This window comes from Vibrio neptunius, assembly GCF_000967495.1.
Lineage (GTDB): Bacteria > Pseudomonadota > Gammaproteobacteria > Enterobacterales > Vibrionaceae > Vibrio > Vibrio neptunius.
Genome location: NZ_JXXU01000106.1, coordinates 1 through 15,612, shown reverse-complemented (window position 1 = coordinate 15,612; position 15,612 = coordinate 1). Strand labels below are relative to the sequence as shown.

The 15,612-nt window shown below is 45.7% G+C and carries 13 protein-coding genes and 2 tRNA genes; 7 read left to right on the top strand and 8 right to left on the bottom strand.

Annotated elements, in window-relative coordinates:
• Window positions 1-19: 19 nt before the first annotated feature.
• The gene (locus TW84_RS22930) at window positions 20-514 is read right to left on the bottom strand and encodes an Rsd/AlgQ family anti-sigma factor (protein ID WP_045977920.1); all 495 of its coding nucleotides are present in this window, start codon (window positions 512-514) and stop codon (window positions 20-22) included.
• Between the two features lie 178 nt (window positions 515-692).
• On the opposite strand from TW84_RS22930, the gene nudC reads away from it, so the two are divergent.
• From nudC to TW84_RS22910, 4 genes are all read left to right on the top strand, one after another.
• Window positions 693-1,469 carry an NAD(+) diphosphatase gene (gene nudC, locus TW84_RS22925; RefSeq protein WP_045977919.1) on the top strand — a complete coding sequence of 259 codons (777 nt, stop codon included), beginning with the start codon at window positions 693-695 and terminating at the stop codon, window positions 1,467-1,469.
• A 270-nt stretch (window positions 1,470-1,739) separates the two neighbouring features.
• A complete protein-coding gene (hemE, locus tag TW84_RS22920; protein WP_045977918.1) occupies window positions 1,740-2,807 on the top strand; it encodes a uroporphyrinogen decarboxylase in 1,068 nt (355 codons plus the stop codon).
• A 104-nt stretch (window positions 2,808-2,911) separates the two neighbouring features.
• Window positions 2,912-3,547 (top strand): TetR/AcrR family transcriptional regulator, encoded by a 636-nt coding sequence (locus TW84_RS22915; protein ID WP_045977917.1) that lies wholly within the window; start codon window positions 2,912-2,914, stop codon window positions 3,545-3,547.
• Between the two features lie 75 nt (window positions 3,548-3,622).
• Window positions 3,623-4,597: an acetyltransferase gene (locus tag TW84_RS22910; protein ID WP_045977916.1), complete on the top strand. Its 975-nt coding sequence runs from the start codon at window positions 3,623-3,625 to the stop codon at window positions 4,595-4,597.
• A gap of 3 nt (window positions 4,598-4,600) precedes the next feature.
• Here TW84_RS22910 and TW84_RS22905 read toward each other — a convergent pair whose 3' ends face one another.
• From TW84_RS22905 to rsgA, 7 genes are all read right to left on the bottom strand, one after another.
• Complete coding sequence (locus TW84_RS22905) at window positions 4,601-5,755, bottom strand: murein hydrolase activator EnvC family protein (protein ID WP_045977915.1); 1,155 nt, start codon at window positions 5,753-5,755, stop codon at window positions 4,601-4,603.
• A gap of 156 nt (window positions 5,756-5,911) precedes the next feature.
• Window positions 5,912-7,444 (bottom strand): 2,3-bisphosphoglycerate-independent phosphoglycerate mutase, encoded by a 1,533-nt coding sequence (gpmM, locus tag TW84_RS22900; protein WP_045977914.1) that lies wholly within the window; start codon window positions 7,442-7,444, stop codon window positions 5,912-5,914.
• A 237-nt stretch (window positions 7,445-7,681) separates the two neighbouring features.
• On the bottom strand, window positions 7,682-8,569 hold the full coding sequence (locus TW84_RS22895; RefSeq protein WP_045977913.1) for a DMT family transporter: 888 nt from the start codon (window positions 8,567-8,569) through the stop codon (window positions 7,682-7,684).
• A 71-nt stretch (window positions 8,570-8,640) separates the two neighbouring features.
• Window positions 8,641-10,521, bottom strand: a complete 1,881-nt coding sequence (locus TW84_RS22890) for a methyl-accepting chemotaxis protein (RefSeq protein WP_045977912.1) — start codon at window positions 10,519-10,521, stop codon at window positions 8,641-8,643.
• Between the two features lie 267 nt (window positions 10,522-10,788).
• A complete protein-coding gene (locus tag TW84_RS22885) occupies window positions 10,789-12,204 on the bottom strand; it encodes an SLC13 family permease (protein WP_045977911.1) in 1,416 nt (471 codons plus the stop codon).
• Window positions 12,205-12,361: 157 nt separating this feature from the next.
• Window positions 12,362-13,288 carry an archaetidylserine decarboxylase gene (asd, locus tag TW84_RS22880; RefSeq protein ID WP_045977910.1) on the bottom strand — a complete coding sequence of 309 codons (927 nt, stop codon included), beginning with the start codon at window positions 13,286-13,288 and terminating at the stop codon, window positions 12,362-12,364.
• Between the two features lie 111 nt (window positions 13,289-13,399).
• Entirely contained in the window at window positions 13,400-14,455 is a 1,056-nt protein-coding gene (gene rsgA / locus TW84_RS22875) for a small ribosomal subunit biogenesis GTPase RsgA (protein WP_045977909.1), read from the bottom strand.
• A 109-nt stretch (window positions 14,456-14,564) separates the two neighbouring features.
• Here rsgA and orn point away from each other — a divergent pair, with 109 nt between their 5' ends.
• The 3 genes from orn to TW84_RS22860 all read left to right on the top strand — a co-directional run bounded on the left by orn (window position 14,565) and on the right by TW84_RS22860 (window position 15,484).
• Window positions 14,565-15,110, top strand: coding sequence for an oligoribonuclease (orn, locus tag TW84_RS22870; protein ID WP_039951071.1), 546 nt, complete (start codon window positions 14,565-14,567; stop codon window positions 15,108-15,110).
• Between the two features lie 179 nt (window positions 15,111-15,289).
• Window positions 15,290-15,365, top strand: a tRNA-Gly gene (locus TW84_RS22865).
• Between the two features lie 42 nt (window positions 15,366-15,407).
• Window positions 15,408-15,484, top strand: a tRNA-Met gene (locus tag TW84_RS22860).
• Window positions 15,485-15,612 lie beyond the last annotated feature (128 nt).

Genomic DNA, 15,612 nt, shown 5'->3' with positions numbered 1-15,612 from the left:
CTCTCTAGCTCTCTAGCTCTTAAGCCCCAGGCGGAATAGCCAAGCTATCAGCGATAAGTTGAATCAGCTGATCTTCTACTTCAAAGCGAACTTCGAGTAGTTCTCCAACCTTTGACATATCTACTTCGAAATCGGGAAGTTCATCATCCGCGCTTACACTGACGTACTTGTCATTAAACTCGAGCAATGGTTCCGTGGTTAAAACGATTTTTGCGTAGGTAGCATCAATCTCATTGTTGGTTTTAAAACCTGTCGCTTGCCATTTTTCCATCACCATATCGTAAATTTTGAAATGACCCTCGGAAATATAATCCACAACATGATCACAAAAAGAGCTGATTTTTTTGGGAGAAGGAAGTTCGACAACGTTAGCATGCCCATTCGCGGGTTGAAGGGAACCTAACTGACAGTATTCTACAATCAGTGATTGTCTTGTTTCGAGCCAGTGGTCGATCACTTCGCTTGAACCACCCCACTGTTGTTGCGTTTGTTTGAATTTATTTAGCATGACCATGCCCTCATGATCGGATCACAGCTCCGGTGATCATTACGCTTTGCTTTGCAAAGCCATCCTAGAGAATAACCTCTTGTCCTTACTAGAATTTATAGCCAGAAAATTGTTCCACTACAAACTCTGGTATGAAATTAGATTGCCAGTAAAATGAATGAACTGCAAGCAGAGAGGATGGGTAATGTTTAAGAACAGTGACACAAACCGTACGAGTAATGCATATTGGTGTGTTGTATCAGGGAGTGAGGTTTGGTTGATAGACAATGAATTGCCTTGTGGCCCAGCCCAAGCATTTGCTCTGTCAGAAGAAAGTGCAGTAAAGATTGGAGATTACAATGGGTTACCTGTTATGTGGCTCAATGCACATGATCTCGAGCAATCTCTGCCTTTAACTTCATTGCGTGATTGCTTGGTCTTAGCTGAGCCATTGTTTTTTCTGATCAGTAAAGCCGTACAGTATAGCCACATGACACAAACTTTGCGTTTTTGTCCAACCTGTGGCGGCCGTAATCGCTTAAACCATAATCAAATTGCTATGCAGTGTGGTGATTGCCGGACGCTACACTACCCGAGAATATTTCCTTGTATCATAGTTGCAGTACGCAACGGCGATCAAATTCTTCTAGCGCAGCATCCGAGACACCGTAATGGGATGTACACGGTGATTGCCGGTTTTGTTGAAGTAGGCGAGACTCTGGAGCAATGTGTTGCGCGTGAAGTCAAAGAAGAAACGGGTATCGATGTGTGTAATATTCGCTATTTTTCCAGCCAACCTTGGGCGTTTCCTTCCAGTTTGATGATGGGTTTTTTAGCTGACTATCGCGGCGGGGCGCTAAAGCCTGACTACAGTGAATTGAGTGATGCTCAATGGTTTACTGTGCCGAATCTACCTCCTGTCGCTCCACATGGAACTATCGCGAGGGCATTAATTGAACAAACGATTAAGGACATTGATTGAAAAAAAATCCTGATTGACAGGTAAAAAAAACCCTCCGAGAGGGAGGGGGTAAGTAAGATGTCGTTATGAGATGCTGAGTAGCGAGTACTCAGGTTATAATTGTTGTTTTCGCTAGCACACAAATATTTAACACTGTTACAAGTTGGGTGCAAATTAAGCACTGATTTAAAACTTAATAACATGATCTAGGTTGCAAAGCACACAGCTTTTGCGTGGTAAACGGTGTTAGAATAGCGCCCCTAAATAGAAGCCAAATAGTTGGAAAACGGAATGACTGAATTAAAAAATGATCGCTATTTGCGTGCGATTTTAAAACAGCCTGTCGATTACACGCCAGTATGGATGATGCGTCAGGCAGGACGCTATCTACCTGAGTATAAAGCGACTCGTGCTGAAGCGGGCGATTTCATGTCTTTGTGCAAGAACGCTGAACTGGCGTCGGAAGTCACTTTACAGCCACTTCGTCGTTTCCCTTTAGACGCTGCAATCTTGTTTTCTGATATCTTAACAATCCCAGATGCAATGGGACTTGAACTTCGATTTGCCGCGGGTGAAGGTCCGGTATTTGACAAGCCAATTAGCTGCAAAGCGGACGTAGAAAAAATCGGTATCCCAGACCCTGAAGGTGAGCTCAAGTACGTAATGAACGCAGTGCGTCAGATCCGTAAAGATCTCAATGGTGATGTACCGCTAATTGGCTTCTCAGGCAGCCCATGGACACTGGCAACTTATATGGTTGAAGGTGGAAGTTCTAAAGCGTTCACCAAGATCAAAAAGATGATGTATGCAGAGCCACAAACGCTGCACTTACTTCTGGATAAACTAGCAGACAGTGTTATTGAGTATTTGAATGCACAAATCAAAGCGGGTGCTCAGTCTGTAATGGTCTTTGATACATGGGGGGGGGTGCTAACTCCGCGTGACTACAACCTATTCTCACTGCAATACATGCACAAAATTGTTGATGGGCTTATCCGTGAAAACGAGGGGCGTCGAGTGCCTGTCACCTTGTTTACGAAGAATGGTGGCATGTGGCTAGAACAAATCGCAGCCACTGGCTGTGATGCGGTTGGCCTAGACTGGACAATCAACATCCAAGATGCGGTAAAACGTGTAGGTGATAAGGTTGCTCTACAAGGCAATATGGACCCATCCATGCTCTACGCTTCCCCTAAGCGAATTCGAGAGGAAGTATCGACTATCTTGGAAGGTTTTGGCGATGCGGGCACAGGTCACGTATTTAACCTTGGTCACGGCATCCACTTAGATGTGCCTCCAGAAAATGCGGGCGTATTTGTCGAAGCGGTACACGAGTTATCCAAGCCATACCACAAATAACTAAGAAACCAATGAAAGCGCCTGGTCTAATCAGGCGCTTTTTTGTTATTGGTTAATATACTCAGTTATAATGATAAAATTAATGGAAAGGGTACGGAAAACGAATGAAGACACGCGACAAAATAGTGCTTGCCGCATTGGATCTCTTTAATGAACATGGTGAACGAAACATCACCACTAACCATATTGCAGCGCATATAGACATTAGTCCGGGCAACCTCTACTACCATTTCCGCAACAAACAAGAAATTGTACGCGAAATCTTTGCGCTCTACTCAAATGAGCTGCTGGAAAGGTTCTCGCCAATTCATGGTCAACAAGAGAGCTTAGTCCTTCTTAAGCACTATCTCGATTCTATTTTCAACCTGATGTGGAAATATCGTTTTTTCTACGCCAATCTGCCAGAAATACTCCAACGCGATGAACACTTACACGAAGATTACATTCAGGTGCAGGAGAAGCTTCAAGCAAACCTGATCAATATCATGCGAGCATTTGTCGATTTGGAATTGGTTTCTGTTGAAAATAGCGAAATGAAGTCACTGGTCACAACTCTGCACCTTATCGCTTCTAGCTGGCTGGGTTACCAAGCAGCCATGTCACCAAAGACCCAAATTACCGAGCAAATCATACATCAAGGCATGTTGCAGATGATTGCAGTGGTTAAACCCAAAGCAACGCAACAAGGCCTAGAACAACTTCAATTGCTTGAAGATGGCGTTAAAGCGATTCATGCTTAACCATAACTAAATGCGATTGTTGAATGGCTTCTAACCCCTTAAAGTATATCGAAATATATTAAGGGTTTTTTGTGTATGCACTACGATGTGTTCAATGGCGATGCAGATGGCATTATCGCGCTTCTTCAGTTACGCCTAGCTGAGCCTAAAACGTCGACTTTAGTTACTGGAGTCAAACGTGATATCAAGCTGCTCAAGCCTCTCAAGTGCCGAACCAGTGATTCGCTAACCGTACTGGATATCTCGATGGAGAAAAATAAGGCGAGTTTAGAGGCGATTCTTGCTGTTGGGGCTCAGGTGTTCTATGTCGACCACCACAAGTCTGGTGATATTCCACAGAACATGAACCTCAAGGCTCATATTAATTTAGATGCCAATACCTGTACTGCCTTGATTGTGGATGAGTTGTTGAACGGTCGCTTTCACTTATGGGCTATAACGGCTGCATATGGTGATAACTTGCTCGCGAAAGCAGACGAATTGGCTGACAGGGCTGGTCTCAACAGAGAACAGAAAGAACAGCTAAAAGAGTTGGGCACACTAATTAACTATAATGGTTATGGCGCAGAGCTGGCAGATTTGCATTTTGACCCTGCTCAACTGTTTAAGCACCTTTTGGCTTATAATGATCCTTTTGCTGTCATTGCTGATCAACATTCTCCTTATCCCATTCTCAAATCAGCGTATCAAAGTGATATGGATCGAGCTATCGCCACTCAAGCTTCTCATCAAAGTGATGTGTTGGCAGTGTTTGAGCTGCCTAACCACGCATTTTCACGACGTATCAGCGGTGTTTATGGCAATTGGTTGGCGAATCAAATCCCTGATCGGGCGCATGCCGTGCTTTCCGTGAATGAGGATGGAAGCTATACCGTTTCATTACGTGCTCCATTGAATAACAAGCAGGGAGCGGGAGATATATGCGCTCAGTTTTTGACTGGTGGTGGCCGTGCGGCGGCGGCGGGGATCAATGCACTACCCAAAGCGCAGGTTGGCTTGTTTATTCAAGCCGTTGAGGCCTATTACGCTTCGTCTTACGAGAGCAAATGACGATTATCTTGTCAGCCAACCTTTAGGGTTTTGAGTTTTACTGTTGCGTCGAATTTCAAAGTACAGTGACGCTTGTGGTTGACCACCAGTATCACCAGCCAATGCGATGGTTTCCCCTGCTGCGACTTTATCGCCTTCTTTTTTCAGCAGGCTTTGATTAAATCCGTATAAGGTCATATCACCTTTACCGTGATCGAGAAGAATCACTAAGCCATAGCCTCTTAGGTAGTCAGAGAAAACCACCGTACCAGAATACACGGCTTTCACCGATTGACCATAGTTGGCATCAATGACCATCCCTTTCCAGTGGATTTGCCCTGTCTGACGTGAACCGTAGTTGTGTAAAATTTTTCCTTTAAGTGGCCAAGGCAAGCGACCTTTTCGTTTTGCCAAACCGTCCATTGGAACGGTATTGAGCTTGGCGGCTTTCGCAGCTTTGGCGGCTTTGGCAATCTCGGCTTTTAAACGTGTCTCATTGCGCTGCAGCTCTGACAAATAGACTTTATCACTGGTAATGTTCTTTTTGATATTACTGACGGTGCCTTTTCGTTTGGACTGCGCTCTCGACAATTGCTGACGTTTTTGATTCTGCTGCGCGATCAGCTTAGTGATTTGTTGTTTCTCGAGCTTAAGTTGAACTTCGCTCTCCGCGAGCTGATCCATTGTGAGGTCAAGCTCTTCAATTGTGTTGGCGCGTTGTTTGGCTAAGTGTTGGAAATATTGGCTGATCCTGTCTTCTTCAACTCCTTGATTGAGAATACTAGCGGAAGATTTGGCTCGCTGAGTGACGTAATAGGTTTGCAATAGCTCAGCGAGCTTGTCGCTTTGTTGCTGTTTTTGTTGCTTTAGTGCAGTGATGCGGTTTTCTAATGCAGTGATATTGTTGTTGGTTTGACTTAGGGAGTTTTTGGCTTCTTTGATTTCTTTTTCTAAGCGGACAATGCCTAATTCTTGTGTTTTGAGCGACTTTTGTAGCGAGTCTAGTTTTTTCTGTTGAGAACTTAGTGATTGCTTTTGGCGAGAGATCTCATTACTGACTCCTTTTAACTCATTTGAGGAAGAAGACCAGCTAGGGAAGGCCAAGGTAGAGGCAACAATCAATACTAACGCAGAGAGCGTTGAGGAGGCGAGCAGTCGTCCTTGTTGCTGTGTTGCCATGTGATGAATCTGTCCTAAGTTTTTGATAGAGAGCCAGTATACCCAAACACATTCCTACGAAGAAAGGGTAATGTCAAAACTTGTTGATGGAGAAATAAAAAAGCTCAGGTATTAACCCGAGCTCTTCAATACTACCAGAATCACGTCGTACTGTATTTATTTGACCAGTACTTCACCAGACATTTCAGCAGGGATCTCTAGGCCCGCTAGGGACAACATTGTTGGCGCAAGATCAGAGAGTTTACCGTTTTCTTTAAACTCAACCGCTTTGTCACCTACGTAGATGAGTGGTACTGGTAGGTTAGTGTGTGCAGTATGTGTACCGCCAGTTTCTGGATCGACCATCATTTCCGCGTTGCCGTGGTCGGCTGTGATCAGGAGCTGACCACCCACTTCTTTGATTGCTTCAACCACTTTACCGACGCTTTCATCCAGTGCTTCGATCGCTTTTTCAGCGGCTTCGTAGATACCAGTGTGACCAACCATATCTGCATTCGGGTAGTTACAGATGATGGTATCGAATTTGCCTGACTTGATCGCTGCGACCATTTTTTCAGTCAGCTCTGGAGAGCTCATCTCTGGTTGCAAGTCATAAGTGGCAACTTTTGGAGAAGCAACAAGTTGACGTTCTTCGCCGGCGAATTCGCTCTCAACACCACCGTTGAAGAAGAAAGTTACGTGTGCGTATTTCTCTGTTTCAGAGATACGTAGCTGAGTTTGACCTTGCTTAGATAGCCACTCACCGTAAGTGTTCTCAAGAGAAGCTGGTGGGAAAGCAATTGCCAGAGGAATATCAGCCGCGTATTGCGTTAGCATTACGAAGTTGATCGCTGGGAATACTGCACGCTCAAAGCCTGCGAAATCAGGTACGAAAGTACGCGTGATTTGACGAGCACGGTCAGCACGGTAGTTCATGAAGATTACCGCATCGCCATCTTGGATAGCTGCGTCTTCCTGGCCTTCAGCTTTAATCGCTGTTGCTTTAACGAACTCATCGTTCTCTTCACGAGCATAAGCCGCTTCTAGACCCGCGACTGCTGAGTCAAAAGTAAATTCTGCTTTCGCTTGAGTGAGAAGATCGTAAGCAATTTGTACGCGGTCCCAGTTGTTATCACGGTCCATTGCATAGTAGCGACCTACTAGTGATGCCACTCGGCCTTTGCCTAGCTTAGCGAATAGCTCGTCAAAACGTTTTAGAGAGTTCTCTGCGCTACGCGGTGGCGTGTCACGGCCGTCTAGAAAGCAGTGTAGGTAGATTTTCTCAGCGCCACGGGCTGCTGCCATTTCAACAGCTGCGTAGATGTGGTCTTCGTGAGAGTGAACGCCGCCTGGAGACATCAGACCCATAAGGTGAACCGCTTTGCCTGCTTTTACCGCAGAATCAATGGCTTCGATAAGCGCTGGCGTTTCTGAAAATTCACCATCAGCAATAGATTTAGTAATGCGAGTCAGGTCTTGGTATACAACTCGGCCAGCGCCAATGTTTGTGTGGCCTACCTCAGAGTTACCCATCTGACCGTCAGGAAGACCAACATCCAGACCAGAAGCAGAGATTAGTGTATGTGGATTGTTTGCAAGCAGGCCGTCGATAACAGGCGTTTTCGCATTTGCGATAGCGTTGCTTGCAGTTTCTTCACGGTGACCGTAACCGTCAAGAATGACTAGAGCCAATGGCTTCTTAGCTGACATAGTGATGTCCTCGTCAAATTCAAAGTAACTTTGGAAACAAAATTAGCGTAATTTTACTACACTTTTTAACCAAAACTGTAGGCTAAGATCAAATATTGTTTGCTAAATATTGTTGTTATCTTTCACCTTATACAAAGTAGTGACTATTGAGATGCGCTTTATATTCACCTTGTTATCACCATTGTCGCTCATTAAGGGAAAATTTAAAGCGGGTATAAACTATTACTCTAATAGCTGTTAACTGACTAATAGCCCAGTCCCTGCCACCGCCAAAATGGCTCCTAGCCATGCAAATCGGTTAGGACGCTTCTTAGTGTAAACCCAAAGTAGAGGTAGTAGCATGATGGGTGTCGTAGAAGAAAGTAGGGCTACCATACCGACATTACCTTCTTGTAGAGCGTAAAGGATAAGTGTCATACCAACAGCCATAGCGAGAAAGCCGTTGACAGCAGTGATCGCAAACAAGCGAAGGTTCATCGGTAATGTTGCTTTTGCAATCTTTGCTCCACTGAAGAAAAACAGACAATGCGCTGCAAAGGCCGTCATCATGCGCATCGCTGATGCGGCGACAGGATCGATAGCCGTCTGCATGACTGGTTTTGCGATAATGCCCCCAAGTGCTTGACATAAGGCTGCGATAAGACCTAAGGCAATTCCTAGCCAGATATTACCTTTCACTGAATCTAGTTGATGATTGTTTTGCCCTTTACGACCAAAAAAAATCGCGGTTAGAACACCGGAAAAAACCAGCGCTGAGCCGATAAGCTCGATACTCGTCATCGTTTCGCTAAACAGGAAGTAGCCAAGTATGGCAGAAAAGACCGCATGGCAGGAAAACAGCAATCCAGCTTGACGAGGGCCCATACGATTCAAGCAGGCAAACAGTGCAGTATCACCGATAAAAATACCGATCAGTCCCGACAACGCCATGGCTGAGAGGGCACTGGTTTCAACGGTTGCCCAACCCCCAGTGAAGCCAGCCATTGAAGCAAGAATGACAGATGTACATCCCATTCTCCAGCGGCTGTAGGCAAAGGTACCAAGGTGCTGTGCAGGGCCAACGGAAAGTAGGCTAGCCACTGCCCAGAGAAAGGCGGCGGCTAATGCCAGCCATTCAAACTCCATTAGTTGTTCGTCCTATGAACAAAGAAATCAGTAGACTGACAATATGCATTAAATGATGAAAGAAACAAAGTCTAAACTTTAAAACGTTCTACCTCAGTTCGGACAGTATTGGCAGATGTAAACATGTTGGTCGCGCTTTCGCTGCTGTGCATGGCCTGTTCTGAAAGAACATCGGACGCATCCTTAATCCCTTGAGTGTTACGGCTAATGTCTTCGCTGACGGCACGTTGTTCTTCTGCAGCGCTGGCAATTTGCAAGGCCATGTCATTGATTTCCGTAATAGCAGATGTGATGGTATTGAGACTTTCATACGCTTGTTGAGCGTAATCAACACTAGTACCTGCTAAGGCGGTGCTGCTCTCCATGCTGTTGACCGCCAACTGGGTATTGTTTTGTAATGTTTCAATCATGCTGCGAATTTCTTCGGTTGAGCCATGTGTTCGTTGACTCAGTACTCGCACCTCATCGGCAACGACAGCAAAACCGCGGCCCTGCTCACCAGCTCGTGCAGCTTCGATTGCAGCATTGAGTGCCAGCAAATTAGTCTGCTCAGCGATCTCACGGATGGTGGAGAGGATTTGGTTGATGCTCTGTGTATTGTTTTCCAACTCGGAAATAATACCTGATGCAGCGGATACCTGATCGGCCAGCTCCACGATTGCCTGGCGGTTCTTCTCAATGACTTGTTGACCATCTTCACAAGCCGAGGCTGAGCCTTGAGACGCATTCGCTGTCAATTCTGCGTGGTTGGCAACTTCGGCGGCTGTCGCGGACATCTCATGAATAGCAGTTGCTATCTGATTGACATCATTTTGTTGTGTTTCTACCTGCTGAGAGGATTGTTGCGCCAATTGGTTCGCTTGTTTTGCCTGAACAGACAGCTCTCTACTGTGATAGATGATGCCACTAAGCATTGACTGCATTTGACTCAAGAACTGGTTGACGTGCTGAGCCAGTTCCCCGATTTCATCCATACGACGGATTTCAATTCTCTGGGTTAAATCTCCCTCGCCATGAGAGAGCTGAGAAAGTGCCGCGGACAAGGTTTGTAAAGGTTTAAGTAATCGGGTGATCACATAGGTACTGATCGAAGCAATCAGGATATAGAGGAAAATAGAAGCGATCGCTGTGAACTTAATCTGTTCCGTGACGGAGGCATAAGCCATACCTTTATCGACCACGATACCCAGTGACCAATCCGTATTTGGCACATTAACGACATAGATGAGTTTGTCACCTTGCTGAGGCCAGTGAATCGTTGATATGGTGGAGGTATTCACTAACTGATGAACTTTGTCAGCCGATAACGCCGGGTTGAGTTCAGTCAGAGGCTGCTGGCTCAATTTCTCATCTTGATAAGCAACAATGTTATTTTTTCCATCGACTAAAAATGAGAAACCATCGTTATCTAAATGCACGTTGAGGACTTCTTCTATGATACTCGTGACGGTTAAGTCGGCAGCGAGTACGCCATTTTTTCTGCCATTAAAAGCTTTGGCAAAACTGACCACAATACTGCCATCAAAGTCTTGATAAGGTTCGGTGACGATTAGCCCATTGGTTGCCATGGCGTCTTTGTACCAAGGACGAGTTCGAGGATCGTAATTGGCTGGCCAATCCTCGGTTTTATCGCCATAGGCAATAGAGCCGTCATCAAAACCTGCGTATACAGATAAGAACTTGCCAGCACGCTTGGTGATTAACATCTCTCTATCGGCATTACTCGAATTGAGTATGCTTACCTCATTAGCCAGCATCATATCGCTTCGAATCAAGAGCCAGTCGCTGATATAGCGAGACGTTGCGTGACTGACGTTGGCCATCTCACTGTTCAGGGCGGAAGTGGTTTCTTGTTTTAACTGACTAACGGATATCCAAGCTTGGACCCCGGAGACAATTGCAATAATGATCGCGATGGCGATCTGAATTTTTAACTTAATCGTGTTTCTCATTGCCTTTCCTTAATACTCAGACAACCTATCGAAAATCAGAGTGTTTAGGTTTGAATTGGTGTTTACACCCTGTTGGAGCGGAAATTTACGTAGGAACTGCTGAAATGGCTATAAATGTTGGTTTAACAAGCTGATATTATAGAAATTGTTAAAATATAGATTTGATCTATATAGATATTCAGAGAGTGGAATATCAATGAAGTCCGACCTTTTTACTGAATTGTGACTTCTTGCCCAACAATTAAGCGAGAAGCCACCACCTGATGTTCAGGTCAGCAATAGCGCAGCAATGTAGACAATGATTAGTCCCATCACACCAAGGATGACACCGGTTTTAGCCATGTCTCTGCTCTCAATAAGCCCGGTGGAATAAGCCAGAGAGTTTGGTGGAGTTGAGACTGGTAGAATCATACCAAGTGAGGCCGAGAAGGCGACGACAACCAGCAAGCCTTGCAATCCGCCCATAGAAGAGAGACTCTCCATTGAAGCGCCAATAGCGGCAGCAATAGGCATCAAAAGGTTAGCTGTCGCCGTGTTGGACATAAAATTGGCCATTAACCAACATACAATCGACATGGTAATCACTACTGCAACAGGAGAGAGTGCTTCGTAGTCGATCGCGTGTGCGAGTGCGGCTGCCAACCCGGTTTTATCCAAGCCAATGCCAATCGCGATCCCCCCTGCAACCAACCACAGCACATCCCAGTTGATCTGTTTGAGCTCAGCTTTACCCATAATGCCCGTTAGGGTGAAGACTGCGAGTGGAATGATTGAGACGACATAGGTGTTCATCCCATGTACTTTAGTGGTCATCCATAGCAAGATGGTGGCGGCGAATGTTGCGTACACCACAATGGCGCGCCAGTTGCGCTGAAATTGTCCATCTAGTTTAAGCGTCATGGTCTTCTGAGAGGAGGGGAAGAGTTTTTGGAGCAAGAACCAAGCGATCGTTAGCTGAATAATGACAAAGGGAAGGCCCATCATCATCCAGCTTAAAAAATCGATGCTATTTTCACCGGTTAGATATTGCAGGGCAATCGCGTTAGGTGGCGTACCGATCGGGGTTGCGATGCCCCCTGTGTTGGCGGCAATCGGAATACATAAAACGAGTGCTTTGATACCGATGTCACCTTTGGGAGCTGAAGCGACGATCGGGCCAAGCAACGCGAGCATCATTACAGTGGTGGCGGTGTTGGACATGAACATTGAGAACACGGCAGTGATCAGCATCAATCCAAGCATGATAAATTTAGGCTGGTGACCAAAAGGCCGCAGTAAAACTCGAGCGAGATTATTGTCCAGTTCATATTTTGATGCGGCGATGGCCAAGGCAAACCCGCCCATAAATAGGATGATAATAGGTGAGGAAAAGGCACTGAAAATATCAGTGTATTTCATCAGTTCGCCGAGACCGTGCCCCGCTGGTGGGGTACGGAACAAGTGCAGACCTTTATCGGAAATCATGATCAGCTCAAGTGCAATGATCAGAATTGAAGTGGCAAAGACAGGCACAGGTTCGAGCACCCACAGTAGGGCTGCAAGCAGAAATATCGCCAACAAACGATGTTGTATTAGGGTCAGATCTGCGATGGGAATGGCATCAATCGGCATCATCAATACCGCGATGGGTAAGCCAAAACAAATCAGCAATTTGATCACTATGGTTGGATCAATTCTAGGCATAAAGGTTTAACCTCAAAGCGAAACTCTGCGGCTAAGAATAAAGAATAACCAAATTAAGGTCTTAGATTGAGATGGAAATTTTTGAATGTAATAAAGAAATGTTGCGTAAGGTTTGTTTCTGGTCAAAAAAAGCCCCGAAAAATCGGGGCTGTTATGGTTATTCTTGCTCTTGCTCTTGCTCTTGCTCTTGCTCTTGCTCTTGCTCTTGCTCTTGCTCTTGCTCTGGAGCGGTAAGGTGAGCGTAGGGGGTGCCCATAATTGTTGTGTTGCCATTGGCCATAGATGCATCAAATTTGATCGCATCTTTAGCAAACAGGTTGATCACCGTTGAGCCAAGTTTAAATCGACCCATCTCTTCCCCTTTTTTGAGTATGACTGCTTTATCCCCTTCGCTTGGGTAATCCCACTTGTAGACAGTGTTGCCACGCGGTGGAGTGATAGTGCCTGCCCAGACTTGCTCTATGCTACCGACGATGGTCGCGCCGACTAACACTTGAGCCATAGGGCCAAATTCAGTGTCGAAAATACACACTACGCGCTCATTACGCGCGAATAGGTTTGGTACATTTTCTGCGGTCAAAGGGTTTACCGAGAACAGGTCACCTGGCACATAGATCATCTGGCGCAGTGTACCGTCACAAGGCATGTGGACTCGGTGGTAATCTCGTGGTGAAAGGTAAAGCGTTGCAAATTCACCATCGGCAAATTCAGCCGCAAGATCAGCGTCACCACCCAGTAATTCTTGAGCTGTAAAATCATGGCCTTTTGCCTGAATGAGTTTACCATCCTGAATAGGACCAAACTGGCTGACACAGGCGTCTGCTGGATGAGTAATGATGCTATTCCCTTCGGTTATCGGGCGTGCGCCGTCTTTCAGCTCACGGACAAAAAACTCATTGAAGGTTTTGAAATGCTTAGGATCAGAGTGCTTGGCCTCGTCCATATTGACGTTGTACTGCTTGATAAACCAACGAATGACGGCAGTGGTTAGGCCTCCCGCTTTTGCGGATGCCAATTTACCGACCAAACGGGTCAAACCGTGTTGAGGGATCCAGTATTGCAGTCCAACTTTAATCTTATCCATTGTCATAAATTCCAATGCTAACTGTATGTTTGCTTACTTTTGGGCGCGAGATACTACTTAAATTTGTAGGTAAAGTCAGTATCAAGCGCTGATGATTTGTGCAAGAAGCCGTTACAGATCGGCTTTTTTGTTGCGTGAGTACTGACGGTTGGCTTTGACTTCGGCCATGCTTTCAAGAATGCGATGGTAGTTTTCAAAGCGAACTTCACTGATTTCACCATTTTCTACCGCTTCACGTAATACACATCCTGGATCATCATTGTGTTTGCAGTCTCGGAACTTACAGCTGCCAAGGTAGTTGCGGAACTCAACGAACGCCTTGGTGACTTCTTCAGCCTCCAAATGCCACAAACCAAACTCACGTACTCCGGGAGAGTCAATCAGATCGCCACCTGTTGGGATGTGATAAAGCCGGGAAGCGGTGGTGGTGTGCTGACCTAAACCAGAGTTTTCTGATACCTCACCTTCTTCAACGTTAAACTCCGGCATCAACGCATTCACTAAGCTCGATTTACCGACGCCAGATTGACCCACAAAAATGTTAGTACGATCTTTGAGTTCGGCTTCCAGTGCTGCAATGCCTTCTCCCGTCTGTTTACTGACTAGCAGGACTTTGTAACCGATACGCTCGTACTCACTCAGCCATTCCTGATATAGGTGACGTTGCTCTTCTTCAAGTAAGTCAATTTTGTTTAGCACGAGAAGAGGGGCGATATTGAGTGTTTCAGAGGCGACTAAGTAGCGGTCAATGATGTTGAGTGACAATTCTGGCAGTACAGAAGAGACGATGACCATTTGATCGACGTTTGCAGCCACGGGCTTAAGACCGTCATAGTAGTCAGGGCGAATCAGCACTGAGCTGCGTGGCTCTACGGCTTCAACAACGCCATTTATGCCTTCCATTGATTCCAGACCTGCTCGCCAAATCACCTTGTCACCGGAGACCAAAGTCTCAATACCGCGACGCAAATTGCAACGGTGGATTTCTCCGCTTTCTGTGTCTTCAATGTCGGCGTGTTGACCAAAACGGGTAATAACCAGACCTTTTTGAGTTGTACCCAGCATGGATTCTTCCCATTGAACAGAATCCTCTTTTGCCAGTTTACGTTTCTGGTTACTTCTAACTCGTCTGACTTGACCTTTGGTTAGCTTTTTTTTCTTTGCCACAATTGTCTACTTAACTTTAATCATCTTGATGGAGCCTAGGATCGCTATCCTGAGGATCAGAATTTGGGTATAGTACCTCTTTTAGCATAAAACCAATAGGCAACGATTTATGTCCTTTAGCGATCAAAATTTAATTTGGATTGATCTCGAGATGACAGGTTTAGACCCAGAAACCCATAAAGTCATCGAAATCGCCACTATCGTCACGGATAGTGAGTTGAATATTTTAGCTGAAGGACCGGTACTTGCCATCCACCAACCAGAAGAAGAGCTGGCTAAAATGGATGAGTGGTGTACGACTACGCACACGGGCAGTGGCTTGGTGGATCGAGTTCGCGCCAGTAAAGTGACTGAACAGGACGCGGTTCGTCAGACAATTGAGTTCCTGGAGCAGTGGTTACCAAAGGGTGTGTCGCCAATATGCGGTAACAGTGTGGGTCAAGATCGTCGCTTCCTATACAAACACATGCCTGAACTGGAAACTTACTTCCATTACCGCTATATCGACGTCAGTACTCTTAAAGAGCTGACCCGTCGTTGGAAACCAGAAGTATTAGACGGCTTTTCTAAGACAGGTAGTCACTTGGCGTTGGATGATATCCGTGAGTCAATTGCTGAGCTAAAGTACTACCGCCAAACAATTTTTAATATCTAAAAATACGGCTTTCTAATAAGAGTTATGATTAAAAAGCCACCACTCAGTTGGAAAAAACTTCTATTCTGTGTGCTTTTTCATCAAACAGAAAAAAAACACCTTTTTTTTTCAGGAAGGACTTGCATCACAAAAAAATGCTCTTATAATTCGCAGCCCTGAACGACGGAAACGTTGTTAATGCGACACTAGCTCAGTTGGTAGAGCGCAACCTTGCCAAGGTTGAGGTCACGAGTTCGAACCTCGTGTGTCGCTCCAAATTTAAAGCTGTCATCGTGCTTAACGGTGAAACAATACGGACGCGGGGTGGAGCAGCTTGGTAGCTCGTCGGGCTCATAACCCGAAGGTCGTCGGTTCAAATCCGGCCCCCGCAACCAAATTTATAGGTGTTGTGATTCGCTAGCTCGTCGGGCTCAGCTATTCATAAAACCTCGCGAAGGCCATCGATTTATATCTGGTCCCCGCAAGCAATTCTCTTTACGAGAATATGCGACACTAGCTCAGT

Coding starts and splice junctions, on each gene's coding strand:
- nudC (WP_045977919.1), top strand. CDS start 693: ATGTTTAAGAACAGTGACACAAACCGTACGAGTAATGCATATTGGTGT.
- TW84_RS22895 (WP_045977913.1), bottom strand. CDS start 8,569: ATGGAGTTTGAATGGCTGGCATTAGCCGCCGCCTTTCTCTGGGCAGTG.
- TW84_RS22885 (WP_045977911.1), bottom strand. CDS start 12,204: ATGCCTAGAATTGATCCAACCATAGTGATCAAATTGCTGATTTGTTTT.
- hemE (WP_045977918.1), top strand. CDS start 1,740: ATGACTGAATTAAAAAATGATCGCTATTTGCGTGCGATTTTAAAACAG.
- orn (WP_039951071.1), top strand. CDS start 14,565: ATGTCCTTTAGCGATCAAAATTTAATTTGGATTGATCTCGAGATGACA.
- TW84_RS22910 (WP_045977916.1), top strand. CDS start 3,623: ATGCACTACGATGTGTTCAATGGCGATGCAGATGGCATTATCGCGCTT.
- TW84_RS22930 (WP_045977920.1), bottom strand. CDS start 514: ATGGTCATGCTAAATAAATTCAAACAAACGCAACAACAGTGGGGTGGT.
- TW84_RS22890 (WP_045977912.1), bottom strand. CDS start 10,521: ATGAGAAACACGATTAAGTTAAAAATTCAGATCGCCATCGCGATCATT.
- asd (WP_045977910.1), bottom strand. CDS start 13,288: ATGGATAAGATTAAAGTTGGACTGCAATACTGGATCCCTCAACACGGT.
- gpmM (WP_045977914.1), bottom strand. CDS start 7,444: ATGTCAGCTAAGAAGCCATTGGCTCTAGTCATTCTTGACGGTTACGGT.
- TW84_RS22915 (WP_045977917.1), top strand. CDS start 2,912: ATGAAGACACGCGACAAAATAGTGCTTGCCGCATTGGATCTCTTTAAT.
- TW84_RS22905 (WP_045977915.1), bottom strand. CDS start 5,755: ATGGCAACACAGCAACAAGGACGACTGCTCGCCTCCTCAACGCTCTCT.